At 71.1% G+C, this 17,697-nt stretch carries 17 protein-coding genes; 5 read left to right on the forward strand and 12 right to left on the reverse strand.

The features are described from left to right. Nucleotides 1-174 precede the first annotated feature (174 nt). From POF73_RS01465 to POF73_RS01495, 7 genes are all read right to left on the reverse strand, one after another. On the reverse strand, nucleotides 175-1,146 hold the full coding sequence (locus POF73_RS01465) for an N-acetylglucosamine kinase (RefSeq protein WP_272112504.1): 972 nt from the start codon (nucleotides 1,144-1,146) through the stop codon (nucleotides 175-177). Then, on the reverse strand, nucleotides 1,137-2,402 hold the full coding sequence (locus POF73_RS01470; RefSeq protein WP_272112505.1) for a 6-phospho-beta-glucosidase: 1,266 nt from the start codon (nucleotides 2,400-2,402) through the stop codon (nucleotides 1,137-1,139). Before POF73_RS01470 ends, POF73_RS01465 begins: the two co-directional genes overlap by 10 nt. Nucleotides 2,403-2,404: 2 nt before the next feature. Continuing rightward, the gene (locus POF73_RS01475; RefSeq protein WP_272112506.1) at nucleotides 2,405-3,298 is read right to left on the reverse strand and encodes a carbohydrate ABC transporter permease; all 894 of its coding nucleotides are present in this window, start codon (nucleotides 3,296-3,298) and stop codon (nucleotides 2,405-2,407) included. Further along, nucleotides 3,298-4,239, reverse strand: coding sequence for a carbohydrate ABC transporter permease (locus tag POF73_RS01480; protein WP_272112507.1), 942 nt, complete (start codon nucleotides 4,237-4,239; stop codon nucleotides 3,298-3,300). The genes POF73_RS01475 and POF73_RS01480 overlap by 1 nt, the downstream gene beginning before the upstream one ends. A 2-nt stretch (nucleotides 4,240-4,241) precedes the next feature. Beyond that, nucleotides 4,242-5,603, reverse strand: coding sequence for an ABC transporter substrate-binding protein (locus POF73_RS01485; RefSeq protein ID WP_272112508.1), 1,362 nt, complete (start codon nucleotides 5,601-5,603; stop codon nucleotides 4,242-4,244). 70 nt (nucleotides 5,604-5,673) lie between these two features. Next, a complete protein-coding gene (locus POF73_RS01490; RefSeq protein WP_272112509.1) occupies nucleotides 5,674-6,885 on the reverse strand; it encodes an ROK family transcriptional regulator in 1,212 nt (403 codons plus the stop codon). Nucleotides 6,886-7,044: 159 nt separating this feature from the next. After that, nucleotides 7,045-8,526, reverse strand: a complete 1,482-nt coding sequence (locus POF73_RS01495; protein WP_272112574.1) for an MFS transporter — start codon at nucleotides 8,524-8,526, stop codon at nucleotides 7,045-7,047. Between the two features lie 122 nt (nucleotides 8,527-8,648). Here POF73_RS01495 and POF73_RS01500 point away from each other — a divergent pair, with 122 nt between their 5' ends. Together POF73_RS01500 and POF73_RS01505 are read left to right on the forward strand one after the other, a co-directional pair. Next, on the forward strand, nucleotides 8,649-9,578 hold the full coding sequence (locus POF73_RS01500) for a LysR family transcriptional regulator (RefSeq protein ID WP_272112510.1): 930 nt from the start codon (nucleotides 8,649-8,651) through the stop codon (nucleotides 9,576-9,578). A 149-nt stretch (nucleotides 9,579-9,727) separates the two neighbouring features. Then, nucleotides 9,728-9,988, forward strand: coding sequence for a hypothetical protein (locus POF73_RS01505; RefSeq protein ID WP_272112511.1), 261 nt, complete (start codon nucleotides 9,728-9,730; stop codon nucleotides 9,986-9,988). Nucleotides 9,989-10,197: 209 nt separating this feature from the next. Here POF73_RS01505 and POF73_RS01510 read toward each other — a convergent pair whose 3' ends face one another. Further along, nucleotides 10,198-11,292 carry a mechanosensitive ion channel family protein gene (locus tag POF73_RS01510; RefSeq protein WP_272112575.1) on the reverse strand — a complete coding sequence of 365 codons (1,095 nt, stop codon included), beginning with the start codon at nucleotides 11,290-11,292 and terminating at the stop codon, nucleotides 10,198-10,200. Between the two features lie 327 nt (nucleotides 11,293-11,619). Here POF73_RS01510 and POF73_RS01515 point away from each other — a divergent pair, with 327 nt between their 5' ends. Beyond that, on the forward strand, nucleotides 11,620-12,156 hold the full coding sequence (locus POF73_RS01515) for an HNH endonuclease (RefSeq protein ID WP_272112512.1): 537 nt from the start codon (nucleotides 11,620-11,622) through the stop codon (nucleotides 12,154-12,156). A 132-nt stretch (nucleotides 12,157-12,288) separates the two neighbouring features. Here the strand turns inward: POF73_RS01515 and POF73_RS01520 are convergent, their stop codons facing one another. Genes POF73_RS01520 through POF73_RS01535 form a run of 4 tightly spaced genes read right to left on the reverse strand, consistent with a single transcriptional unit; the run spans nucleotide 12,289 to nucleotide 15,039 of the window. After that, nucleotides 12,289-13,635, reverse strand: a complete 1,347-nt coding sequence (locus tag POF73_RS01520) for an FtsX-like permease family protein (protein WP_272112513.1) — start codon at nucleotides 13,633-13,635, stop codon at nucleotides 12,289-12,291. Then, nucleotides 13,632-13,772, reverse strand: coding sequence for a hypothetical protein (locus POF73_RS01525; RefSeq protein ID WP_272112514.1), 141 nt, complete (start codon nucleotides 13,770-13,772; stop codon nucleotides 13,632-13,634). The genes POF73_RS01520 and POF73_RS01525 overlap by 4 nt, the downstream gene beginning before the upstream one ends. Next, on the reverse strand, nucleotides 13,769-14,509 hold the full coding sequence (locus POF73_RS01530) for an ABC transporter ATP-binding protein (protein ID WP_272112515.1): 741 nt from the start codon (nucleotides 14,507-14,509) through the stop codon (nucleotides 13,769-13,771). Before POF73_RS01530 ends, POF73_RS01525 begins: the two co-directional genes overlap by 4 nt. Continuing rightward, entirely contained in the window at nucleotides 14,506-15,039 is a 534-nt protein-coding gene (locus tag POF73_RS01535; RefSeq protein ID WP_272112516.1) for a PadR family transcriptional regulator, read from the reverse strand. The genes POF73_RS01530 and POF73_RS01535 overlap by 4 nt, the downstream gene beginning before the upstream one ends. Before the next feature lie 210 nt (nucleotides 15,040-15,249). On the opposite strand from POF73_RS01535, the gene POF73_RS01540 reads away from it, so the two are divergent. Continuing rightward, entirely contained in the window at nucleotides 15,250-15,498 is a 249-nt protein-coding gene (locus POF73_RS01540; RefSeq protein ID WP_443049385.1) for a hypothetical protein, read from the forward strand. Next, entirely contained in the window at nucleotides 15,499-17,604 is a 2,106-nt protein-coding gene (gene malQ, locus POF73_RS01545) for a 4-alpha-glucanotransferase (RefSeq protein ID WP_272112517.1), read from the forward strand. The last annotated feature ends 93 nt before the right edge of the window (nucleotides 17,605-17,697 follow it).

The following is a 17,697-nucleotide window of genomic DNA, read 5'->3' on the forward strand; positions in this document are numbered from 1 at the left end:
CGGATCGCAGCGCGGACCCTGAGCCTCCGACACCCCGAAACACGCCCCGCACGTCCCCCTGCCCATGAATACGCCGGGGGAATCGGTTCGGTTCCATGTTCGGGGGCCGGGAGTGCGATGCGTGCCCGAGGGGGCTCGGGCAGTCTCGGCCCGTCCGGCGTCCGGGGTCGTGGGCTACGGCTCGAAGTGTTGTCGGAGGCGTGTGTGGGCCTCCGACGGTGCGCCCGCCGCGTCCAGGCCCAGCAGCGCCGCACCGAGCACCGGACTCGCCGTGACCACGCTCGGTACCGCCTTGGGGGCGCGAGAGGCGAGGCGGTCGTGGATGCCGTCGATCAGTTGGGGGTGGCGTGCCGCCAGGACGCCTCCGCCCAGCAGGACGGGTGTCTCCTCCTCCAGCAGGTCCAGACGGGTCAGGGCGACCGTCGACATGGTCACCACCTCGTCGGCGAGGCGGTCCACGAGGCCGCGGGCGACGGCGTCGCCGGCTGCCGCCGTGGCGAACAGGACCGGTGTCAGTTCATGGCGGCGGGTCTCCTCCACCGACCCCAGGTGCAGCGCCTCGATCAGGGCGTACATGGTGGGCAGTCCGAAGTGGGCGGGGAGGGCGTCGGCGAGGGATGTGGCGGCGCCGCGGCCGTCCTCCGCGCGGGCCGCGTGCCACAGCGCCTCCTCGGCCAGGCCCCAGCCACCGCCCCAGTCCCCGGAGATACGCCCCAGCGCGGGGAAGCGGGCCGTACGGCCGTCGGGGCGCATGCCCACGCAGTTGATGCCGGCGCCGCAGACGACGGCCACACCGCGGGGCTGCGTGACGCCCGCGCGGAGGATCGCGAAGGTGTCGTTGCGCACCTCGACGGTCGAGCCCCACGCGCGTGCGTGCAGCGCGGCCGCCAGGGTCTCCTCCTCGATGGGGAGGTCGGCGTTGGCCAGGCACGCCGAGACGTGGTCGGCGGAGGCCACACCGGCCGAGGCGAACGCCTGCTGCACCGCCTGGGCCAGGGTGTCCATCGCCCGTTCCACGCCCACCGCCGGTGGCCGGAACCCCCCGGCGCGGGCCGTGGCGAGGACGGCTCCGTCGGCCGCCACCACCGCCACGTCGGTCTTGCTGTTGCCCGCGTCGATGGCGAGGACATGTGCGGTCATGCCCACGCGAGGTGCTCCCGGTTGTGTGCGATCAGCTGGTCGGTGAGGTTCTCGGCGTACTCGTACTGGCCGATGAGGGGGTGCGAGAGCAGGGCCTTGAAGACACGGTCGCGGCCGCCGTGCAGGGCCGCGTCGAGGGCCAGGTCCTCGTACGCCGTCACCTGGGCCGTCAGGCCCGCGTACAGGGGGTCCGGGGTGGACACGGGGAGGGGCCTCGCGCCGCTCTGGTCCACCGTCGCCTGTACCTCGATCACGGCGTCGTCGGGGAGGAACGGGAGGGTGCCCCTGTTGTACGTGTTCACCACCTGGTGGGGACTGCCCGCTCCGTTCAGCAGCGCAGCCGCCAGGTCCACCGCCGCCTCCGAGTAGTACGCGCCGCCTCGCTTGGAGAGCAGCTCCGGCTTCTCGGACAGGTCCGGGTCCGCGTACAGGGCGAGCAACTTTCTTTCCATTTCCGCCACTTCCGCGGCGCGGGACTGTTTGGTTCGCAGCTCGCGGACCACCTCGTCATGTGCGTAGTAGTAACGGAGGTAGTAGGACGGGACCACGGCCAGGCGGTCCAGGAGGGGGCGGGGGAGGTGCAGGTCCGCGGCGATGGTGTCGCCGTGGTCGGTCAGGAGTTTCGGCAGGACGTTCTCGCCCTCGGGGCCGCCCAGGCGTACCCCGGTCTCCCAGGTGAGGTGGTTGAGGCCCACGTGGTCGAGGTGGACGTCGGCGGGGGTCACGCCGAGCAGGGCCGCGAACTTGCGCTGGAATCCGATCGCCACGTTGCACAGGCCGACCGCCTTGTGGCCCTCCTGGAGCAGCGCACGGGTCACGATGCCGACCGGGTTGGTGAAGTCGATGATCCAGGCGGTGGGGTTGGTGCGGCGGACCCGCTCGGCGATGTCGAGGACGACCGGGACCGTGCGCAGGGCCTTCGCCAGGCCGCCCGCACCCGTTGTCTCCTGGCCCACGCAGCCGCATTCCAGGGGCCAGGTCTCGTCCTGCTCACGGGCCGCCTGGCCGCCCACCCGGAGCTGGAGAAGAACCGCGTCGGCGCCGTCCACCGCCGCGTCCAGGTCCGTCGTGGTGGTGATGGTGCCCGGGTGGCCCTGCCGGGCGAAGATACGGCGGGCCAGGGCGCCGATCAGTTCCAGACGGTCCGTCGCCGGGTCCATCAGGACCAGTTCCGTCATGGGCAGGGTGTCCCGGAGGCGGGCGAAGCCGTCGATGAGTTCGGGGGTGTAGGTCGAACCTCCGCCGACCACGGTGAGTTTCATGATCAACCCTTTACTCCGGTTAGCGTGACGCCCTCTACGAACGCCTTCTGGGCGAAGAAGAACACGAGGATCACGGGGGCCATGACCAGTACGGTCGCGGCCATGGTCAGATTCCAGTCGGTGTGGTGCATGCCCTTGAACGACTCCAGGCCATAGGACAGGGTCCATGCGCCCGCGTTTTCGGAGGCGTAGATCTGGGGCCCGAAGTAGTCGTTCCAGGCGTAGAAGAACTGGAAGAGGGCCACTGCCGCGATTCCGGGGCGTGCCATCGGCAGGACGACCCTCAGCAGGGTCCGGACGTCTCCGCAGCCGTCCACCCGGGCCGCGTCCAGGTATTCGTTCGGGATCGTCATCAGGAACTGGCGCAGCAGGAAGATGGAGAACGCGTCCCCGAACGCCATCGGAATGATCAGGGGCCACAGGGTGCCCGAGAGGTCCAGTTGCTTCGCCCAGAACAGGTACATCGGAATGACGACCACCTGGGGCGGCAGCATCATCATCGAGATGACCAGCATCATCGCCAGATTGCGGCCGCGGAAGCGGAACTTGGCGAGCGCGTAGGCCACGGGGATCGACGAGACGACCGTGAGGACGGTGCCGAAAACCGCGTAGAGGAGGGTGTTCCGCCACCACGTCAGGAAGCCCGGTGTGTCGAAGACCCTTGCGTAGTTTCCCCACTCCCAGGTGTCGGGGATCAGATCCCGGCTCAGTGCCTGGCTGTCGCTCATCAGCGACGTCAGGAGCACGAACACGAAGGGAAGCGTGAAGAACAGCGCCGCTGCCACGCCCAGGGAGTGCACAGCTATCCAGTGCAGCAGCGCCTTTCGGCGGGCCGTGCGTTCGGCGGGGGACGCCGAGGTCGGCAACTCGACCGGCTTTTCCAGTACTTGGGTCATCAGTCACCTGCCTGGATGAGACCGCCGCGGCGCCGCATCAGAAACGCGGTGAACACCATGGAGAGGGCGAAGAGGACCAGCGCCACCACACACGCCGAGCCGTAGTCGAAGCGCTGGAATCCGAGGTTGTAGACGAGCTGGGGGAGCGTCCAGGTCGAGTTCTCCGGATAGCCCGGCTCGAACGCGGTGCCGGCGCCCTGGATGACGCCCGATGCCACCTTTCCGGCGATCAGCGGCTGGGCGTAGTACTGCATGGTCTGGATGACGCCGGTGACGACCGCGAACATCACGATCGGCGAGATGTTCGGCAGCGTGACGTAGCGGAACCGTTGCCAGGGCGAGGCACCGTCCAGTTCGGCGGCCTCGTACTGCTCCTTGGGAACATCGAGCAGTGCGGCCATGAAGATGACCATCAGGTCGCCGACGCCCCACAGGGCGAGCAGGGTGAGGGCGGGCTTGGACCAGGAGGGGTCGTTGAACCAGGCCGGTGCGGGAATTCCGATGCCTTCCAGAATGGAATTGACCGGTCCCGTACCAGGGTTGAGGAGGAACGCGAACGCCATGGTCGCCGCGACGGGCGGGGCCAGATACGGCAGGTAGAACAGGGTCCGGAAGACACCTGTACCTGTTTTGATCTTGGTGATCAGCATGCCGATCCCGAGTCCGAACAGGACGCGCAGGGTGACCATCACCAGGACCAGCCACAGGGTGTTGCGCAGTGCCGGCCAGAAGTAGGGGTAGTCCTGGAAGACGTAGGTCCAGTTCTTCGCCCCGCTGAAGGTGGGCGGCCGGAACCCGTCGTAGTGCATGAACGAGAAGTAGACCGTCGAGATCAGCGGGTAGGCGAAGAAGAGCGAGAATCCGATGAGCCACGGCGACAGGAAGGCGGCGGTCTTCAGTGCCGCCTTCCGTCGCTTGGCGCGCAGTGTGTATGTGGTCACGACTACTTGGCCTGTGCGATGTCCGTGTCGATCTGCTCGGCCGTCTTCTTCAGGCCGGCCTTGAGGTCGGAGACCTTGCCGCTTTCGTAGTCGTAGCCGAACTTCTCGATCGTGACGAGGTACACGCCGCCGTTCACGGATGCCGGGGAGGTCTGCGAGTCCGGGTTCGCGGCGATGTCCAGGAACGTCTTGAAGCGCGGGTCGTACTTCAGCTTCGGCGACTTCAGGGCCTTCAGGGTGGAGGGCACGTTGTGGATGGCGTTGGAGAAGCCGACCACGGCGTCCGTGTCGGTGGTCATGTACTTCACCAGTTCCCAGGCCGCGTTCTGCTTCTTGCTGGTGGCGGGGACGCCGGCGATCGTGCCGGTGATGTAGCCCTTGCCGTACTGGTCGGCCTGGTCGTCCGGGACGGGCAGCGGGGCCACCCCGATCTCGAAGTCCGGCTTGGCCTCCAGGGCCATTCCGAGCCGCCATTCACCGTCCAGCTGCATGGCCACCTGGCCGGTGTGGAAAGGATGCTTGGGTCCCCATTCGTCGCCCAGTCCCGAGCGGTACTTCTCCAGCTTCTTGTATCCGCCGAGTTCGTCGACGAGCTTCTTCTGGAAGGTGAAAGCGGCCGCGAACCCGGGGTCCTCGGCGACCATCGACTTGCCGTCGGAGCCGAAGTACTTCGGTGACCACTGGGCGAAGAGGTGCTCGGTCGTCGACTCCCAGCCGTGGTAGTTCGGCATGAATCCGAGCTGCTTGTACGAGTCGCCCTGGGTGATCGTCAGTTTCTTGGCATCCGCCTCGAATTCGGACCAGGTCCTGGGCGGGCTGGTGATGCCCGCCTTCTTGAACGCCGTCTTGTTGTAGTAGAGGCCGTAGGCGTCACCGAGCAGCGGGACCGCGCAGCGGTTGCCCTCGTACTGGGTGTACTCGTTCATCGCCTTCGGAAACGTCTTCTCCGGGTCGATCCCCGCCTTCTCGAAGAACGGGTTGAGGTCGACCAGAGCCCCGGAGGAACAGAACTTGCCGACGTTGTTCGTGGTGAACGACGAGATCACGTCGGGTGCCTTGTCGCCGCCCGCGCGCAGGGCCTGGTTGATCTTGTCGTCGGTCATGTTGCCGACGACGTTGACGTGAATGTTGGGGTGCGCCTTCTCGAATCCGGCGACCAGGGCCTTGACCGCCGCCACCTCGCCGGGCGCGCTCCAGGCGTGCCAGAAGTTGAGGGTCGTCTCCGCGGAGGCGTCGTCGGTGGCGCCCGCGTCGGACTGGCCGGTGCAGGCCGTGGCGAGGAGGGCGAGGGAGGCGGAGGCGGCGAGTGCGGTGGCCGCCTTGCGGGACACCGAGGGTATGGCTTTCCAGGACTTTCCGGGCATGACGAGGTCTCCCAAGGGCGGGACGGGGTGGGTGAAGGAAGGCGGGGGGTGGGTCGAGAGGGGCGGGGCGTCAGCGTGAGGTGTCGAAGACCTCGTCGCGTGTGGTCGCGAGCGCGCTCTCCAACGCGCCCCGCAGCACGGGATGTTCACGGACGTCACCGACGACGAGCCGGGGCCGGGACGCGGCCAGCTCCTCCAACTCGTCCTGGACGAGGTTCCGCAGCACCTCGCCTCCCGCGGTGAGGGAGGCGCCGCTGAGGACGACCAGCTCGGGGTCGAGGACGGAGACCAGGGAGGCGAGACCGGTGGCCAGCCGGGTCGCGTAGGTCGACAGCAGGAGCCGGTGCAGGACGGTGTCCTCGGCCGCGGCCCGCTGGACGAGGGTGGCGGCGGCCTCGGCGTACGGCCCCGACGGGATGTTCGTCATGCCGATTTCGCGCGCGAGCCGGGGGACGGCCTGTGAACCGGCCAGCTCCTGGTAGCCGCCACTGTTGGCTTTGGTTACCTGGCGGACCAGGGGTACGCCCGGAACCGGCAGGAAACCCACCTCGCCCGCACCGCCGGTCCAGCCGCGGTGCAGGCGCCCGCCGAGGACCAGGGCGGCACCGAGGCCGCCCTCGTTCCACAGCAGTACGAAGTCCTCGTGGCCGCGGGCCGCGCCGAGCCGCTGCTCGGCCACCGCCGCGAGGTTGACGTCGTTCTCGTACTCGACCGGCATCGGCAGGGCCGCCGCGAGCTCGTCGAGCAGCGCGGGGGTGTGCCAGCCGGGCAGATGGGAGGCGTAGCGCAGTCGGCCCGTGTTGGGGTCGAAGGCGCCGGGGGTGCCGATGACGAGCCGGTGGACGTCGTCGCGGGCGAGACCCGCCGCCTTCACCGCGCCGTCGAGGGCGTCGGTGACCTGCCGGACCACGGGGTGGGCGGGGCGTCTGCCGGGGGTGAGCAGTTCGTACGACCCGACCGTGCGGCCCGTGATATCGGCGACGGCGGCGAGGATGCGTTCGGGGGTGACATCGAGCCCCGCGGCGTACGCGGCGGTCGGATTGACCTCGTACAGCTGGGCGTTGGGTCCGGGGCGGCCCTCCGTCGTGCCGGTCGCCAGGACGAGACCGGCGGCTTCCAGACGGGCCAGCAGCTGGGACGCGGTCGGCTTGGACAGGCCGGTGAGCTTGCCGATCCGCGTGCGGGACAGGGGCCCGTGCTCCAGGAGGAGGTCGAGGGCGGCACGGTCGTTCATGGCGCGCAGGACGCGTGGGGTGCCCGGCGTACCGGCGGTTCCTGCCATGGGATCGACACCTGCCTCTCGGCTGACCAGCTTCTCAGCTATCTACGACGGAAGTCCATCCAGGATCACTGTTAGGAAAGTTTCCTATCGAGTTGTCCAGGAAGGTAGACCCGAGGGGAAGGTGGCGTCAAGAGAGGTCTATACCAGGTGGCCCAGTCGTTACCCGGTGGTGCTGTGCTGCGGTGTGCGCTCGCGCCGGGGGAGCAGGAGCGGGGTCGCCAGCATCAGGGCGCCGGCCAGGGCGATGGCGATGCGCGGGCCGGTCATCGCCGCCAGCAGACCCCACAGTGCCGTCATGGCCGCGGTCGTCGTCCTGCCCGTGACCTGCCATGCCGACAGGGTGCGGGTGATCCGGTCCGGCGGGGTCCGGTCCAGGCGGGTGGTGGCGAGCACGGGGGTGAAGACGGCCATACAGGTGATCAGGCCGAACTCGACGGCCATGACGAGGACGAGTCCGGACATGCCCGGGCCGACGAACGCCAGGCCGATCGCCCAGCAGGCGCGCAGGGCGCCCGCGGTGCGCAGAACCCGGTGCCGGCCGTAACGGGCGACCAGGCGGGGCGAGAGACGGGAGCCGAGCAGGCCGCCGAGGCAGGGCACGGCGAAGGCGAGCCCGTACTGCCAGGGGGTGAAGCCGAGTTGGCCCAGCATGAGGACGGCGAGCAGCGGGGCCGGCGCCATGATCAGGGCGTTGACCAGGATCGTGTTGAGGAACAGCGGGCGCAGGGTGGGGTGGGTGAGGATGTGTCGCCAGCCTGCGGCGAGGTCGGCGACCCGCAGTGCGGGCGTCGCCCGCGGGCTCGACGGGGCGTCAGGGCCGGACTGGTGCCTTTCCTTACCGCTCTGCAGCCCCTGTCCGCCGCACTGTTGCCTTTCCTTACCGGTCTGTCGCCTGCCCTCCGTGATCTGTTGCCTTTCTTTACCGGTCTGTCGCCTGCCCTCCGTGCCCTGTTGCCTTTCTTTACCGGTCTGTCGCCCGCTCTCCGTGCCCTGTTGCCCTTCCTTACCGCTCCGCCGCCCGACCTCGCCGCACTGTTGCCCTTCCTCACTGCCCTGTCGCCTCCCCTCCCCGCCGATCGCCCGGATCCCCAGCGCCGACAGCAGATAGCTGACCGCGTCCGCCAGTACCGTCGTCATGGGGCCGAACACGCCGACCGCCACGCCCCCGAGTGGTGGTCCGAGTGCCGTGGCGGTCCACATGGTGGCCTCGAAGCGGCCGTTCGCCACGAGCAGGTCCTCCGGCGGCACGAGGGATTTCAGAAACGCCCCGCTCGCGGCGGCGAACGTGATGTCCGCCGCGGCGACCACCACCGACACCACCAGCAGCTGGCCGAGACCCAGCCCGCCCAGCGCGAACGCGGCGGGAATGCTCAGCAGGGCCGCGCACCGGAGAAGGTCCGCCGCGACCATCACCGGCCGCTTCCGGCGGACCTCCACCCACGCCCCGAGCGGCACCGCCACCACCGCCCCCACCGCGAGCCCCGAGGCCGCGAGCAGCGCCACCTCGGTCGCCCCGGCGTGCAGCACGAGCACCGCTATCAGCGGCAGCGCGTCGAAGGCCAGCCGCGTCCCGAACGTACTGACCGTGTACGCCGCCCACAGCCACCCGAACCCTCGCCCCAACGACCGCTCGCCCACCATGCTCAGCCCCGCCCCCAACCTCACGTTGACCGGAGTCATCCAAGCGACAGGCGATTCCTCAGATCAAACAACCAACGGGCGTCCACGGACACAACCACGAGTTGTGCACCTAGGATGCCGCCGTGGACCTCGACGCCGTGCGTACTTTCGTCGCCGTAGCGGACGGCGGCCGGTTCCAGGACGCCGCCGTGACCCTGTCGATCACCCAGCAGGCCGTCTCCAAGCGCGTCGCCGCGCTGGAGAAGCGCCTCGGGGTCCGGCTGTTCACCCGTACCGCCCGCGGGGCCCGGCTCACCATCGACGGGCAGGCGTTCCTGCCGCACGCGCGTGCCCTCCTGCAGGCCGAGGAACGGGCCGTCGCCTCCGTACGCCCCGGCAGCCGTGCCCTGCGCGTCGACGTGATCGGCCGACGGCTCGCCCCGGCGGTCCTGCTGCGCGGCTTCCATCGCGCCCACCCCGACACCGAGCTCGATGTCGTCACGCTCTTCGACGCCGACGCGGCCGTCGCGGCCCTGCGCGCCGGCACGATCGACGCGTCCTTCCGCGCCGTGACCGTGCCCGGGCGGCAGTTGCCCGAAGGCATCGAGGCGGTCCGCGTGTACGACGAGCCGCTGCAGCTCCTGACCGGGCCGGGGCACGTTTTCGCCGCCGCCCGCTCGGTGACGCCCGATCGGCTCGCCGGGCACCGGATCTGGATGCCCGGCATCGTCGAGGGCACCGAATGGGCCGCCTACTACGACGCGCTCGCTGCCGAGTTCGGGCTCGCGATCGAGGCGACCGGCCCCGACTTCGGCACCGAGCCGCTCGTCGACACGATCGCCGACTCCGCGGTACTGGCGACCTTCGTCGGCGCGGACACCCGTCTGGTCTGGCCCGCCGACCAGGACCTGCGTCGCATCCCGCTGCGCGACCCGGCCCCGGTCTACCCGCACTCCCTGCTCTGGCGCGGCGACAACCCGCACCCCACCCTCAAAGCCCTCCGCGCCCACCTCGCCGCGGCCCGCTCCGAGCGCCCGGAGGCGGAGACCTGGACGCCGGCCTGGGCGCGGTGATCGGTTCCGGCGGTGCCACGACCGGTTCCGGCGGTGCTACGACCGGTTCCGGCGGTGGCACGACCGGTTCCGGCGGTGCCGTGACAGGCCCCGGCGGTGCCGTGACTGGTTCCGGCGGGGTCGTGACCGGTCGTGGCTAGGCTGCGCGGATGACGCGTGACCGTCGCCGCGCACTGCTCGCCCTCGCCTCGCTCGCCGTGATCGTCGCGGGTGTGTCCTTCGTCTTCTGGGCGACACGGCCCGTGCAGCACGGCGAGTGCCTGGTCGCCTACTCCCGGGTCTCCACCATCGGCAGCAAGCCGCCGACCGGGCGTGAGCTGGACGAACTCGCTCAGCGGCTCCACGAGGAGGCCATCGCCGAGGGTCGGTGCGAGCCGCCGTGGCCGCGGTGGCGGGGGTGGGTCGACTGACGCCGGCCGAGGGCGGGCGGGGCGGCCGAGAGCGGCCGAGCTACGCGCCGGCCGCCTGCACGCGGGCCGCCTGCACGCCTGCTCCGGCCCTGCGCGCCCCCACATCCACCTGCTCCCGCCCCGCACGCCCGCACGCTCTGCCCTGCGCGCCCCACATCTGCACCCGCCCCGCCACCGGGCCGCCTGCTCCCGCCCTCGGCCCGGTCGACCTACTTCGTCACGCTCGGCGGCGTCAGCGGAGTGGCTGCCTGGGCCTGCGGTGACGAGGTGTTGGAGTATGCCGACGGGGCCGACATGCCCGCCGTCGGGTCGGCCGTGGCCGTGTCCTCGACGGGGAGCACGGGGCGGCCGACGATCCGGATGTCGGCGGCGTCGAAGGCGCGCTTGATGCGCCAGCGCAGTTCGCGTTCGACGGTGAGGGACTTGCCGGGCATGGTCTTCGCGGAGACGCGCACGACCATCGAGTCCAGCAGCACGCTGTCCAGGCCGAGAACCTCGATCGGGCCCCAGAGGAGCTCGTTCCAGGGCTCCTCCTTGCTCATCGCCTCGCCGACCTCGCCGAGTACGGCCTTCACGCGGTCAAGGTCCTCGGAGGGCCGGACGGTGACGTCGACGCCGGCCGTGGACCAGCCCTGCGAGAGGTTGCCGATGCGCTTGACCTCGCCGTTGCGGACGTACCAGATCTCGCCGTTGTCGCCGCGCAGCTTGGTCACGCGCAGGCCGACCTCGATGACCTCGCCGGAGGCGACGCCCGCGTCGATCGAGTCGCCGACGCCGTACTGGTCCTCCAGGATCATGAAGACGCCGGAGAGGAAGTCGGTGACCAGGTTGCGGGCGCCGAAACCGATCGCCACGCCCGCGACACCGGCGGAGGCCAGCAGCGGGGCCAGGTTGATGTCGAAGGCGGACAGCACCATCAGCGCGGCCGTGCCCATGATCAGGAAGCTGGCCACCGAGCGCAGGACCGAGCCGATCGCCTGCGAGCGCTGACGGCGCCGCTCGACGTTGACCAGCAGGCCCCCGATGGCGGTGCCGTCCACCGCCTGCGCGGTGCGGTTCATCCGCTCTATGAGCTTGGTGATCGCCCGCCGGATCACCACTCTCAGCACGCCCGCGATCACCAGGATCAGCAGGACCTTGAGACCTATCGCGAGCCAGGTCGACCAGTTCTGCTCGACCCAGCTCGCAGCCTGGGTCGCGCTCTCGTGGGCGTCCTGGATCGAGGGGACCGACGGCGTCTGACTCTCCGAGGGAGACGGTGACGGCGTGGAACCGACGGCCAGTAGGACGGCGGGCAGGGACACGGCGGGTACCTCCAGTGCAGCGGCCCGCCCCACCGGCAGATGGTCAAGGGCGGTCAAGGTCACGAAAAGGTCACCGGCGGGGCAGGCTCACCACACTATCGGGGCACGGTGTGTGGATCGTTGCCATGTTCGAGGGAGGAAACGTGCCCACCCGGGGATGAACTGGTGGGATGAACCGTTCGTCATCCGGGGGATGAATCAGATGTGGTCGAAAACACTCCCAGCCCGTTACCGGGACATGGTGGCGCTTTCACCAGGCAAGAGGGGAGACTGACTACAGATCGTCCCGGCGCGAGCCACGCGCCGCCGACGCCCAAGGAGGCATCCGTGCCGCATGTCCTGGTCCTCAACGCGTCGTACGAGCCTCTTGGCGTCGTACCGCTCCGCCGCGCGCTCGTCCTCGTCCTGGAGAACAAGGCCGTATGCCTTGAAGAGTCCGGCGCCTTCCTGCACAGCGCAACCGTCACAGTCCCCGCACCCAGCGTGGTCCGGCTCAAGCGATTCGTCCGGGTTCCCTATCGGGGGCCCGTTCCTCTTACCCGCAGGGCGCTCTTCGCGCGCGACGGGGGCCGGTGCATGTACTGCGGTGGCGTCGCAACCAGCGTCGACCATGTCATTCCGCGCAGCCGCGGGGGCAAACACGTCTGGGACAACGTGGTGGCGTCCTGCCGCCGCTGCAACCACGTGAAGGCCGACCGACACCTGTTCGAAATCGGCTGGCGGCTGCGCCACAAACCCGCTCCACCCACCGGTCTGGCCTGGCGCATCATCGGCACCGGGCATAGGGACCCGCGCTGGATGCCGTACTTGCAACCGTACGGCGCGGACGACGCCTTGGCCCGGATCGACGGCATTTCTGCCTGACGACCCGGGCTTTCGCATACCTGGCGTACGCCTGCGCCATGTGCGCGCACGCGCACGCCGGGTATGCGGCGATCCGGCCCCGAGGGTCCCCCGTGCCCCCGGGGTCGGACGGTTGCGGCCGTACGGCCGTGCTCACACGTACCGCAGCTCCGCCGGCCGCACCGACCGCCGCAGCAACGGCAGTGACGTGGCCGCGGCCAGCAGGCAGGCGGCGTAGACGACCACCGGAACCAGCACCGGCACCAGCGGCACGGGCCCGACCGGGTCGTCGATCAACTTGGCCCAGCCCACGTAGATTGCCGTCCCGCCCGCGCCCGCGAGCAGCACCGCCGGTGCGAGCGGCAGCGCGGTCTCCAGGAGCAGCGCCCGGCCGAGCACGCTCTGCGGCACTCCGGCCGCTGCCTGCGCGGCGAGCCCCCGGCGGCGGGTGGCCAGCGACTCGGCGGTGCCCACGGCCAGGGCCGACAGGGTCAGCACCAGGGCGACGAGGACAGCGGCGCCGGAGAGGCTGAGACCGGTGGTGTAGTACGACCTGTTCTCCGCCAGGTGGTCGGTGTGGTCCACGACGTGCAGCAGTACCAGGCGGATGCCGGCGAACGCTGTGCCCACGACCGTCACCAGCAGCACCGCCGCATGCGTACGGGCCGTCGCCCACGGGTCGTCGCGCAGCCGCTCCGCCGCGATGAGCAGGGCCGGCCGCCGGGCGCGGGAGGCGAGCGCGGTGCCCAGCCGCCGGGACGACCAGCCCGCCAGCCATACGGCTGATACGCCGATCAGCAGAGACACCGCGAACACCGTCAGCGGGCCGAGAGCGAGGGGGAGGGGGTCGCCGAAGTGCATGGTCAGAACGACGCACACGGCCAGCACCGCGAGCAGCACCGTCACCGCCAGGAACGCCCGCCCCGGACCCCGCGTCGACCGCACCCGCCGTACCCAGCCCAGCGGAGAGGCGACGACCCGGCGCAGCGACAGCGCGCTCACGGCCGCGCCCAGCACCGGGACGGCCACGGCGACCAGGGCGATGCCGAGCCATGCCAGGGGCTCGGGGTGCTGCCACAGGCGCAGCAGGAGCAGGACGGCGAAGACCGTGGCCACCGACGAACCGGCCAGGCAGGCCAGCCCCGCCTCCAGAGCTGCGATCCGCCGGACCTGACGGGGCGTGGCCCCCGCGAGCCGCAGCGCAGCAACTCGACGGTCGCGGTGCACTGCCCCCACACGGGCGCACTGCCCGAGGAACCCGAGCACCGGGACCAGTAGCAGCAACAGCGCGATGATCACGCCCTGCCGGTCACGGGAGTGATCGAGCAGTCCGGCGCCGACGGACACGGAATACTGCCCGTCGATCGAGGTGATCACGGCGACCGCCAGCCCGATGCCGGTCGCGAGCGCGGCCCCGAACGCCGTGAGCGTCACCCGCCACCACTCACGCCGGTCGGAACCCCGGGTGAGCAGCCAGGCCAGCCGAAGGTCGGCTCTCATACGGTCACCTCCGGGGAGGCCGCGGTGGTGCCGGTGAGCCGGCGGCCGGGCCTCATGGCGTGGGCGGCGTGGGCCCCGTGGGCCGGCATCGCGACCCGGGCTGCGATGCCCCGGGCGCCGCAGGACTCGTTCCTCATACCGCCACCCCCAGCGGCGCCACGGCCCCGTCGGCCATCCGCACCTCACGGTCCGCATACGCCGCCACCTGCGCGTCATGCGTGATCAGCAGTACGGCCGTGCCCGACTCGCGGGCCGTGTGCACCAGGGACGTCATGACCTGCTCGCTCGCCAGCGAGTCCAGCGCCCCCGTCGGCTCGTCGGCGAAGACGACCTTCGGGCCGGTGACCAGGGCCCGGGCCAGTGCCACCCGCTGGGCCTGGCCGCCGCTCAGCTCGCCGGGCCGCAGCGCCTCCTGCCCGCGCACCCCGAACCGCTCCAGCCACTCGCCGGCCGCCGCCTGCGCCTCCTGACGGCGGGTGCCCGCGAGGAGCAGGGGCAGTGCCACGTTGTCGACGGCCGTCAGCTCGGGGATCAGCTGTCCGAACTGGAACACCACACCGAACTCCGTACGCCGCAGCTCGCTCAGCCGCTTCTCGGGCAGCCGATCCAGCCGCTCCCCGCCGTCCCCGCCGTATGTCACCGAGCCGCTGTCCGGGCGGACGATCCCGGAGAGGCAGTGCAGCAGCGTGGACTTCCCGCTGCCGCTCGCGCCGGTGACCGCGAGGATCTCGCCGGCGCCCAGCTCGACGCCGGCGCCGCGCAGCGCCTGCGTCCTGCCGTGCGCCTTGACGAGGTCACGGGCCGTCAGCAGCGGCACCGCGGCTCCCTCCTCGCCGCTCGTACTGCTCCCCCTTGGGCGCTCTTTGTCGCTCATACGGCGTCGACCTCCGCGGTCAGGGTGGTGAGCCGGGCCGCCGTGGTCGTCATCCAACGGAGGTCGGCGTCGAGGTGGTTGAGGGCGTAGTCCGCCGAGAGCACCGTCGCGAGATCGGCGCCCTGCGCGGTCTTGAGCGCCGTGAGCTCCCGCATCCGCTCCATGTGGGCGGCGCGCTGGGCGCGCAGATAGGCCTCCGGGTCGCCGCCGGACAGGATCGAGACGACGACCTTGGCGAAGATCTCGTTCGTCACGAACGGCGCGGGCGGCGCGATCTCCCCGGCCCACCGGGCCAGTTCACGCGTCCCGTCCTCCGTCGAGCGGTACATCGTCCGCTCCGGTCCGCCGTCCGAGTCAATGCCCTCGACCTCGGCCTGACCGTCGCGGACCAGGCGCTGCAACGTCGTGTAGACCTGCCCGTAGGCCAGCGGACGGGCCTGCGGGAAACGTTCGTCGTGGCGTCGCTTGAGGTCGTAGCCATGGCTCGGCCCCCCGGCGAGCAGCCCCAACAGGATGTGGCGGGTGCTCATGCCGATCATTATGCACTGAGTACATGTACTGAGTGAATAGTGGTCGGCGGTCGGTGATCGGTGATCGGTGATCGGTGAGAAGGGCTCAGGACGGCTGTCGACCGGAAGGAATGTGACTAGAGGCACGTTGTTCCTCTCTGTACGTCTGCCATCGCGCCCGCTGGGTAGGGCTGCGATAACCGCGATGCCGTACTCGACAAGGAGGCTCCCGTGGCCACTGCATCGGCCCTGTCCAAACCTGAGGCGCTCATCGAGCCGGAGATGCACGCCTGCGTCTTCAGCGCCGAGGGCGCCTGCTTCGAAGCCCCCCTCACCAGCGAACCACCCCTCCCCGACGCCGAGCCCCTCACCAGCGAGCCACCGCTCGCCGACGCCGCGCCACTGACCAGTGAGGCAGCGGCCTGGGATACGGGTATGGACACCGGTATGGACATGGACCTGGATTACCCGAGGCCGTAGATGACAGCTGAGCGGTCGGCCGAAGCCCCTGCCGAGGAACTGTCCCGGCTCGCCGAGCTGCACGGCGTCGCCACCTCCTACCAGCCGTCCGCCGACCGCACGGTCACGGCCTCCGCCACCGCCCTCACGCTCGCCCTGGCCGCCCTCGACGTCGACACGAGCACGCCCGGAGCCGTCCGCGCCGCCCTCACCGGGCGGGAGCGGGAACTGCGCGAACGGCTGCTGCCGCCGACGGTGGTGTGCTGGAGCGGCGCCGAACCCGAGGCCCTGGCCGCGCTGCCGTCCGGCACCCGGCTGCTCGTCGAGACCGAACAGGGCGAATCCCGCACCACCGCCGGCCAACTCCCGCCCGGCGTCCACCGCCTCACGGCGACCGCCCCCGACGGCCGTAGCGCGACCAGCCACCTGGTCGTCGCCCCGCCCCGCCTGCCCACACCCCCCGGACGCTCCTACGGCCTCCTCGTCCAGCTCTACTCCCTGCTCTCCCGCCGCTCCTGGGGCATGGGCGACCTGGGCGACCTCGCCGAACTCGCCGAATGGGCCGGACGGGCGCTCGGCGCCGGATTCGTGCAGGTCAACCCGCTGCACGCGGCCGTACCCGGAGCCCCGACCGACCCCTCCCCGTACCGCCCGTCCTCCCGCCGCTTCCCCGACCCCGTGCACCTGCGGGTCGAGGACGTCCCCGAGTTCGCGTACGTCGAGGACCAGGAGCGCGTCCGGGGCCTGTCGGCACGGGCCGGGCTGCTGCGGGAAGCGGTGCTGGCGAAGGGCGCTTTGATCGACCGCGACGCGGTGTGGGAGGCCAAGCGCGAGGCACTGGAGCTGGTGCGCGAGGTACCCCTCGGTCCCGGGCGACGCGCCGCGTACGTCGACTTCCTCGCGCGGGAGGGGGAGGCGCTGGAGGACCACGCCACCTGGTACGCGCTGGCCGAGGTGCACGGCTCCGACTGGCAGCGCTGGCCGGAGGGGCTACGGGACCCGCGATCACCCGAAACCGCCCGCGCGCGGGGCGAGTTGATGGACCGGGTCGACTTCCACTGCCGCCTCGCCTGGCTCACCGACACCCAGCTCACCGCCGTCCAGCGGGTCGCGCGGGAGGCGGGCATGCCGGTCGGGATCGTGCACGATCTCGCGGTCGGGGTGCATCCCGGGGGCGCGGACGCCTGGGCGCAACAGGCGTACTTCGCGGCCGGCATGTCGGTGGGCGCCCCGCCGGACGCCTTCAACGCGCGCGGCCAGGACTGGGGGCTGCCGCCCTGGCGCCCGGACCGGCTGGCCGAGTCGGGCTACGAGCCGTACCGCCGCCTGCTCCAGGCGTTGTTCCGATACGCCGGCGCCCTGCGCATCGACCACGTCATGGGGCTGTTCCGGCTGTGGTGGGTGCCGCAGGGGCACGCGCCGACGGAGGGGGCATACGTCCGTTACGACGCCGAGGCCATGCTCGCGATCCTGGTGCTGGAGGCCTCCCGGGCCGGGGCGGTGGTGATCGGGGAGGACCTCGGCACCGTGGAGCCGGGCGTGCGCGAGGCACTGCGCTCCCGGGGTGTCCTCGGCACCTCGGTGCTGTGGTTCGAACGGGACTGGGACGGCGACGGCCGCCCCCTGCCGCCGGAGTCCTGGCGCGCCGACTGCCTCGCCACCGCCACCACCCACGACCTGCCGCCCACCGCGGCCCGCCTCACCGGCGAACACGTCGAACTCCGCGACGGTCTGGGCCTGTTGACCCGCCCCCTGGAACAGGAGCGGGCGGAGGCGGCGGCGGACACGGGGGAGTGGCTGGAGCTGCTCTCCCGCCTCGGCCTGTCACGGGGTGCGTGGGGCGGGCACTGCGCGTCGGAGGAGGAGGCCGAGATCCAGGCCGTCCACCGCTTCCTGCTGCGCACCCCGGCCCGCATGGTCGGCGTCTGGCTCCCGGACGGCGTCGGCGACCGCCGCCCGCAGAACCTGCCGGGGACATGGGACCAGTACCCGAACTGGCGGCTGCCCGTCGCCGACGCGGAGGGACGGGCGGTGACGTTGGAGGAACTGGCGGCTTCGCCCAGGGTGCGGGCGTTGGTGGAGGTGCTGCGGGAGGAGAGCCGGCGGGGGGATGCCTCGCGGGAGTGACGGTGCGCGGCGGGGAGGCGGGGTCGTGCGGGGGCGGGTGCGTGCGCTCGCCGACGGCGGCACCGCCGGGTACGGCCGGGAGGCTCGGCGGCG

It is taken from the genome of Streptomyces sp. HD, assembly GCF_028369295.1.
In the GTDB taxonomy this organism is placed as follows: Bacteria; Actinomycetota; Actinomycetes; order Streptomycetales; family Streptomycetaceae; genus Streptomyces.

Coding starts and splice junctions, on each gene's coding strand:
- POF73_RS01535 (WP_272112516.1), bottom strand. CDS start 15,039: ATGAGCACCCGCCACATCCTGTTGGGGCTGCTCGCCGGGGGGCCGAGC.
- POF73_RS01520 (WP_272112513.1), bottom strand. CDS start 13,635: ATGAGAGCCGACCTTCGGCTGGCCTGGCTGCTCACCCGGGGTTCCGAC.
- POF73_RS01475 (WP_272112506.1), bottom strand. CDS start 3,298: ATGACCCAAGTACTGGAAAAGCCGGTCGAGTTGCCGACCTCGGCGTCC.
- POF73_RS01490 (WP_272112509.1), bottom strand. CDS start 6,885: ATGGCAGGAACCGCCGGTACGCCGGGCACCCCACGCGTCCTGCGCGCC.
- POF73_RS01505 (WP_272112511.1), top strand. CDS start 9,728: ATGACGCGTGACCGTCGCCGCGCACTGCTCGCCCTCGCCTCGCTCGCC.
- POF73_RS01530 (WP_272112515.1), bottom strand. CDS start 14,509: ATGAGCGACAAAGAGCGCCCAAGGGGGAGCAGTACGAGCGGCGAGGAG.
- POF73_RS01525 (WP_272112514.1), bottom strand. CDS start 13,772: ATGAGGAACGAGTCCTGCGGCGCCCGGGGCATCGCAGCCCGGGTCGCG.
- POF73_RS01470 (WP_272112505.1), bottom strand. CDS start 2,402: ATGAAACTCACCGTGGTCGGCGGAGGTTCGACCTACACCCCCGAACTC.
- POF73_RS01495 (WP_272112574.1), bottom strand. CDS start 8,526: ATGGTGGGCGAGCGGTCGTTGGGGCGAGGGTTCGGGTGGCTGTGGGCG.
- POF73_RS01485 (WP_272112508.1), bottom strand. CDS start 5,603: ATGCCCGGAAAGTCCTGGAAAGCCATACCCTCGGTGTCCCGCAAGGCG.
- malQ (WP_272112517.1), top strand. CDS start 15,499: ATGACAGCTGAGCGGTCGGCCGAAGCCCCTGCCGAGGAACTGTCCCGG.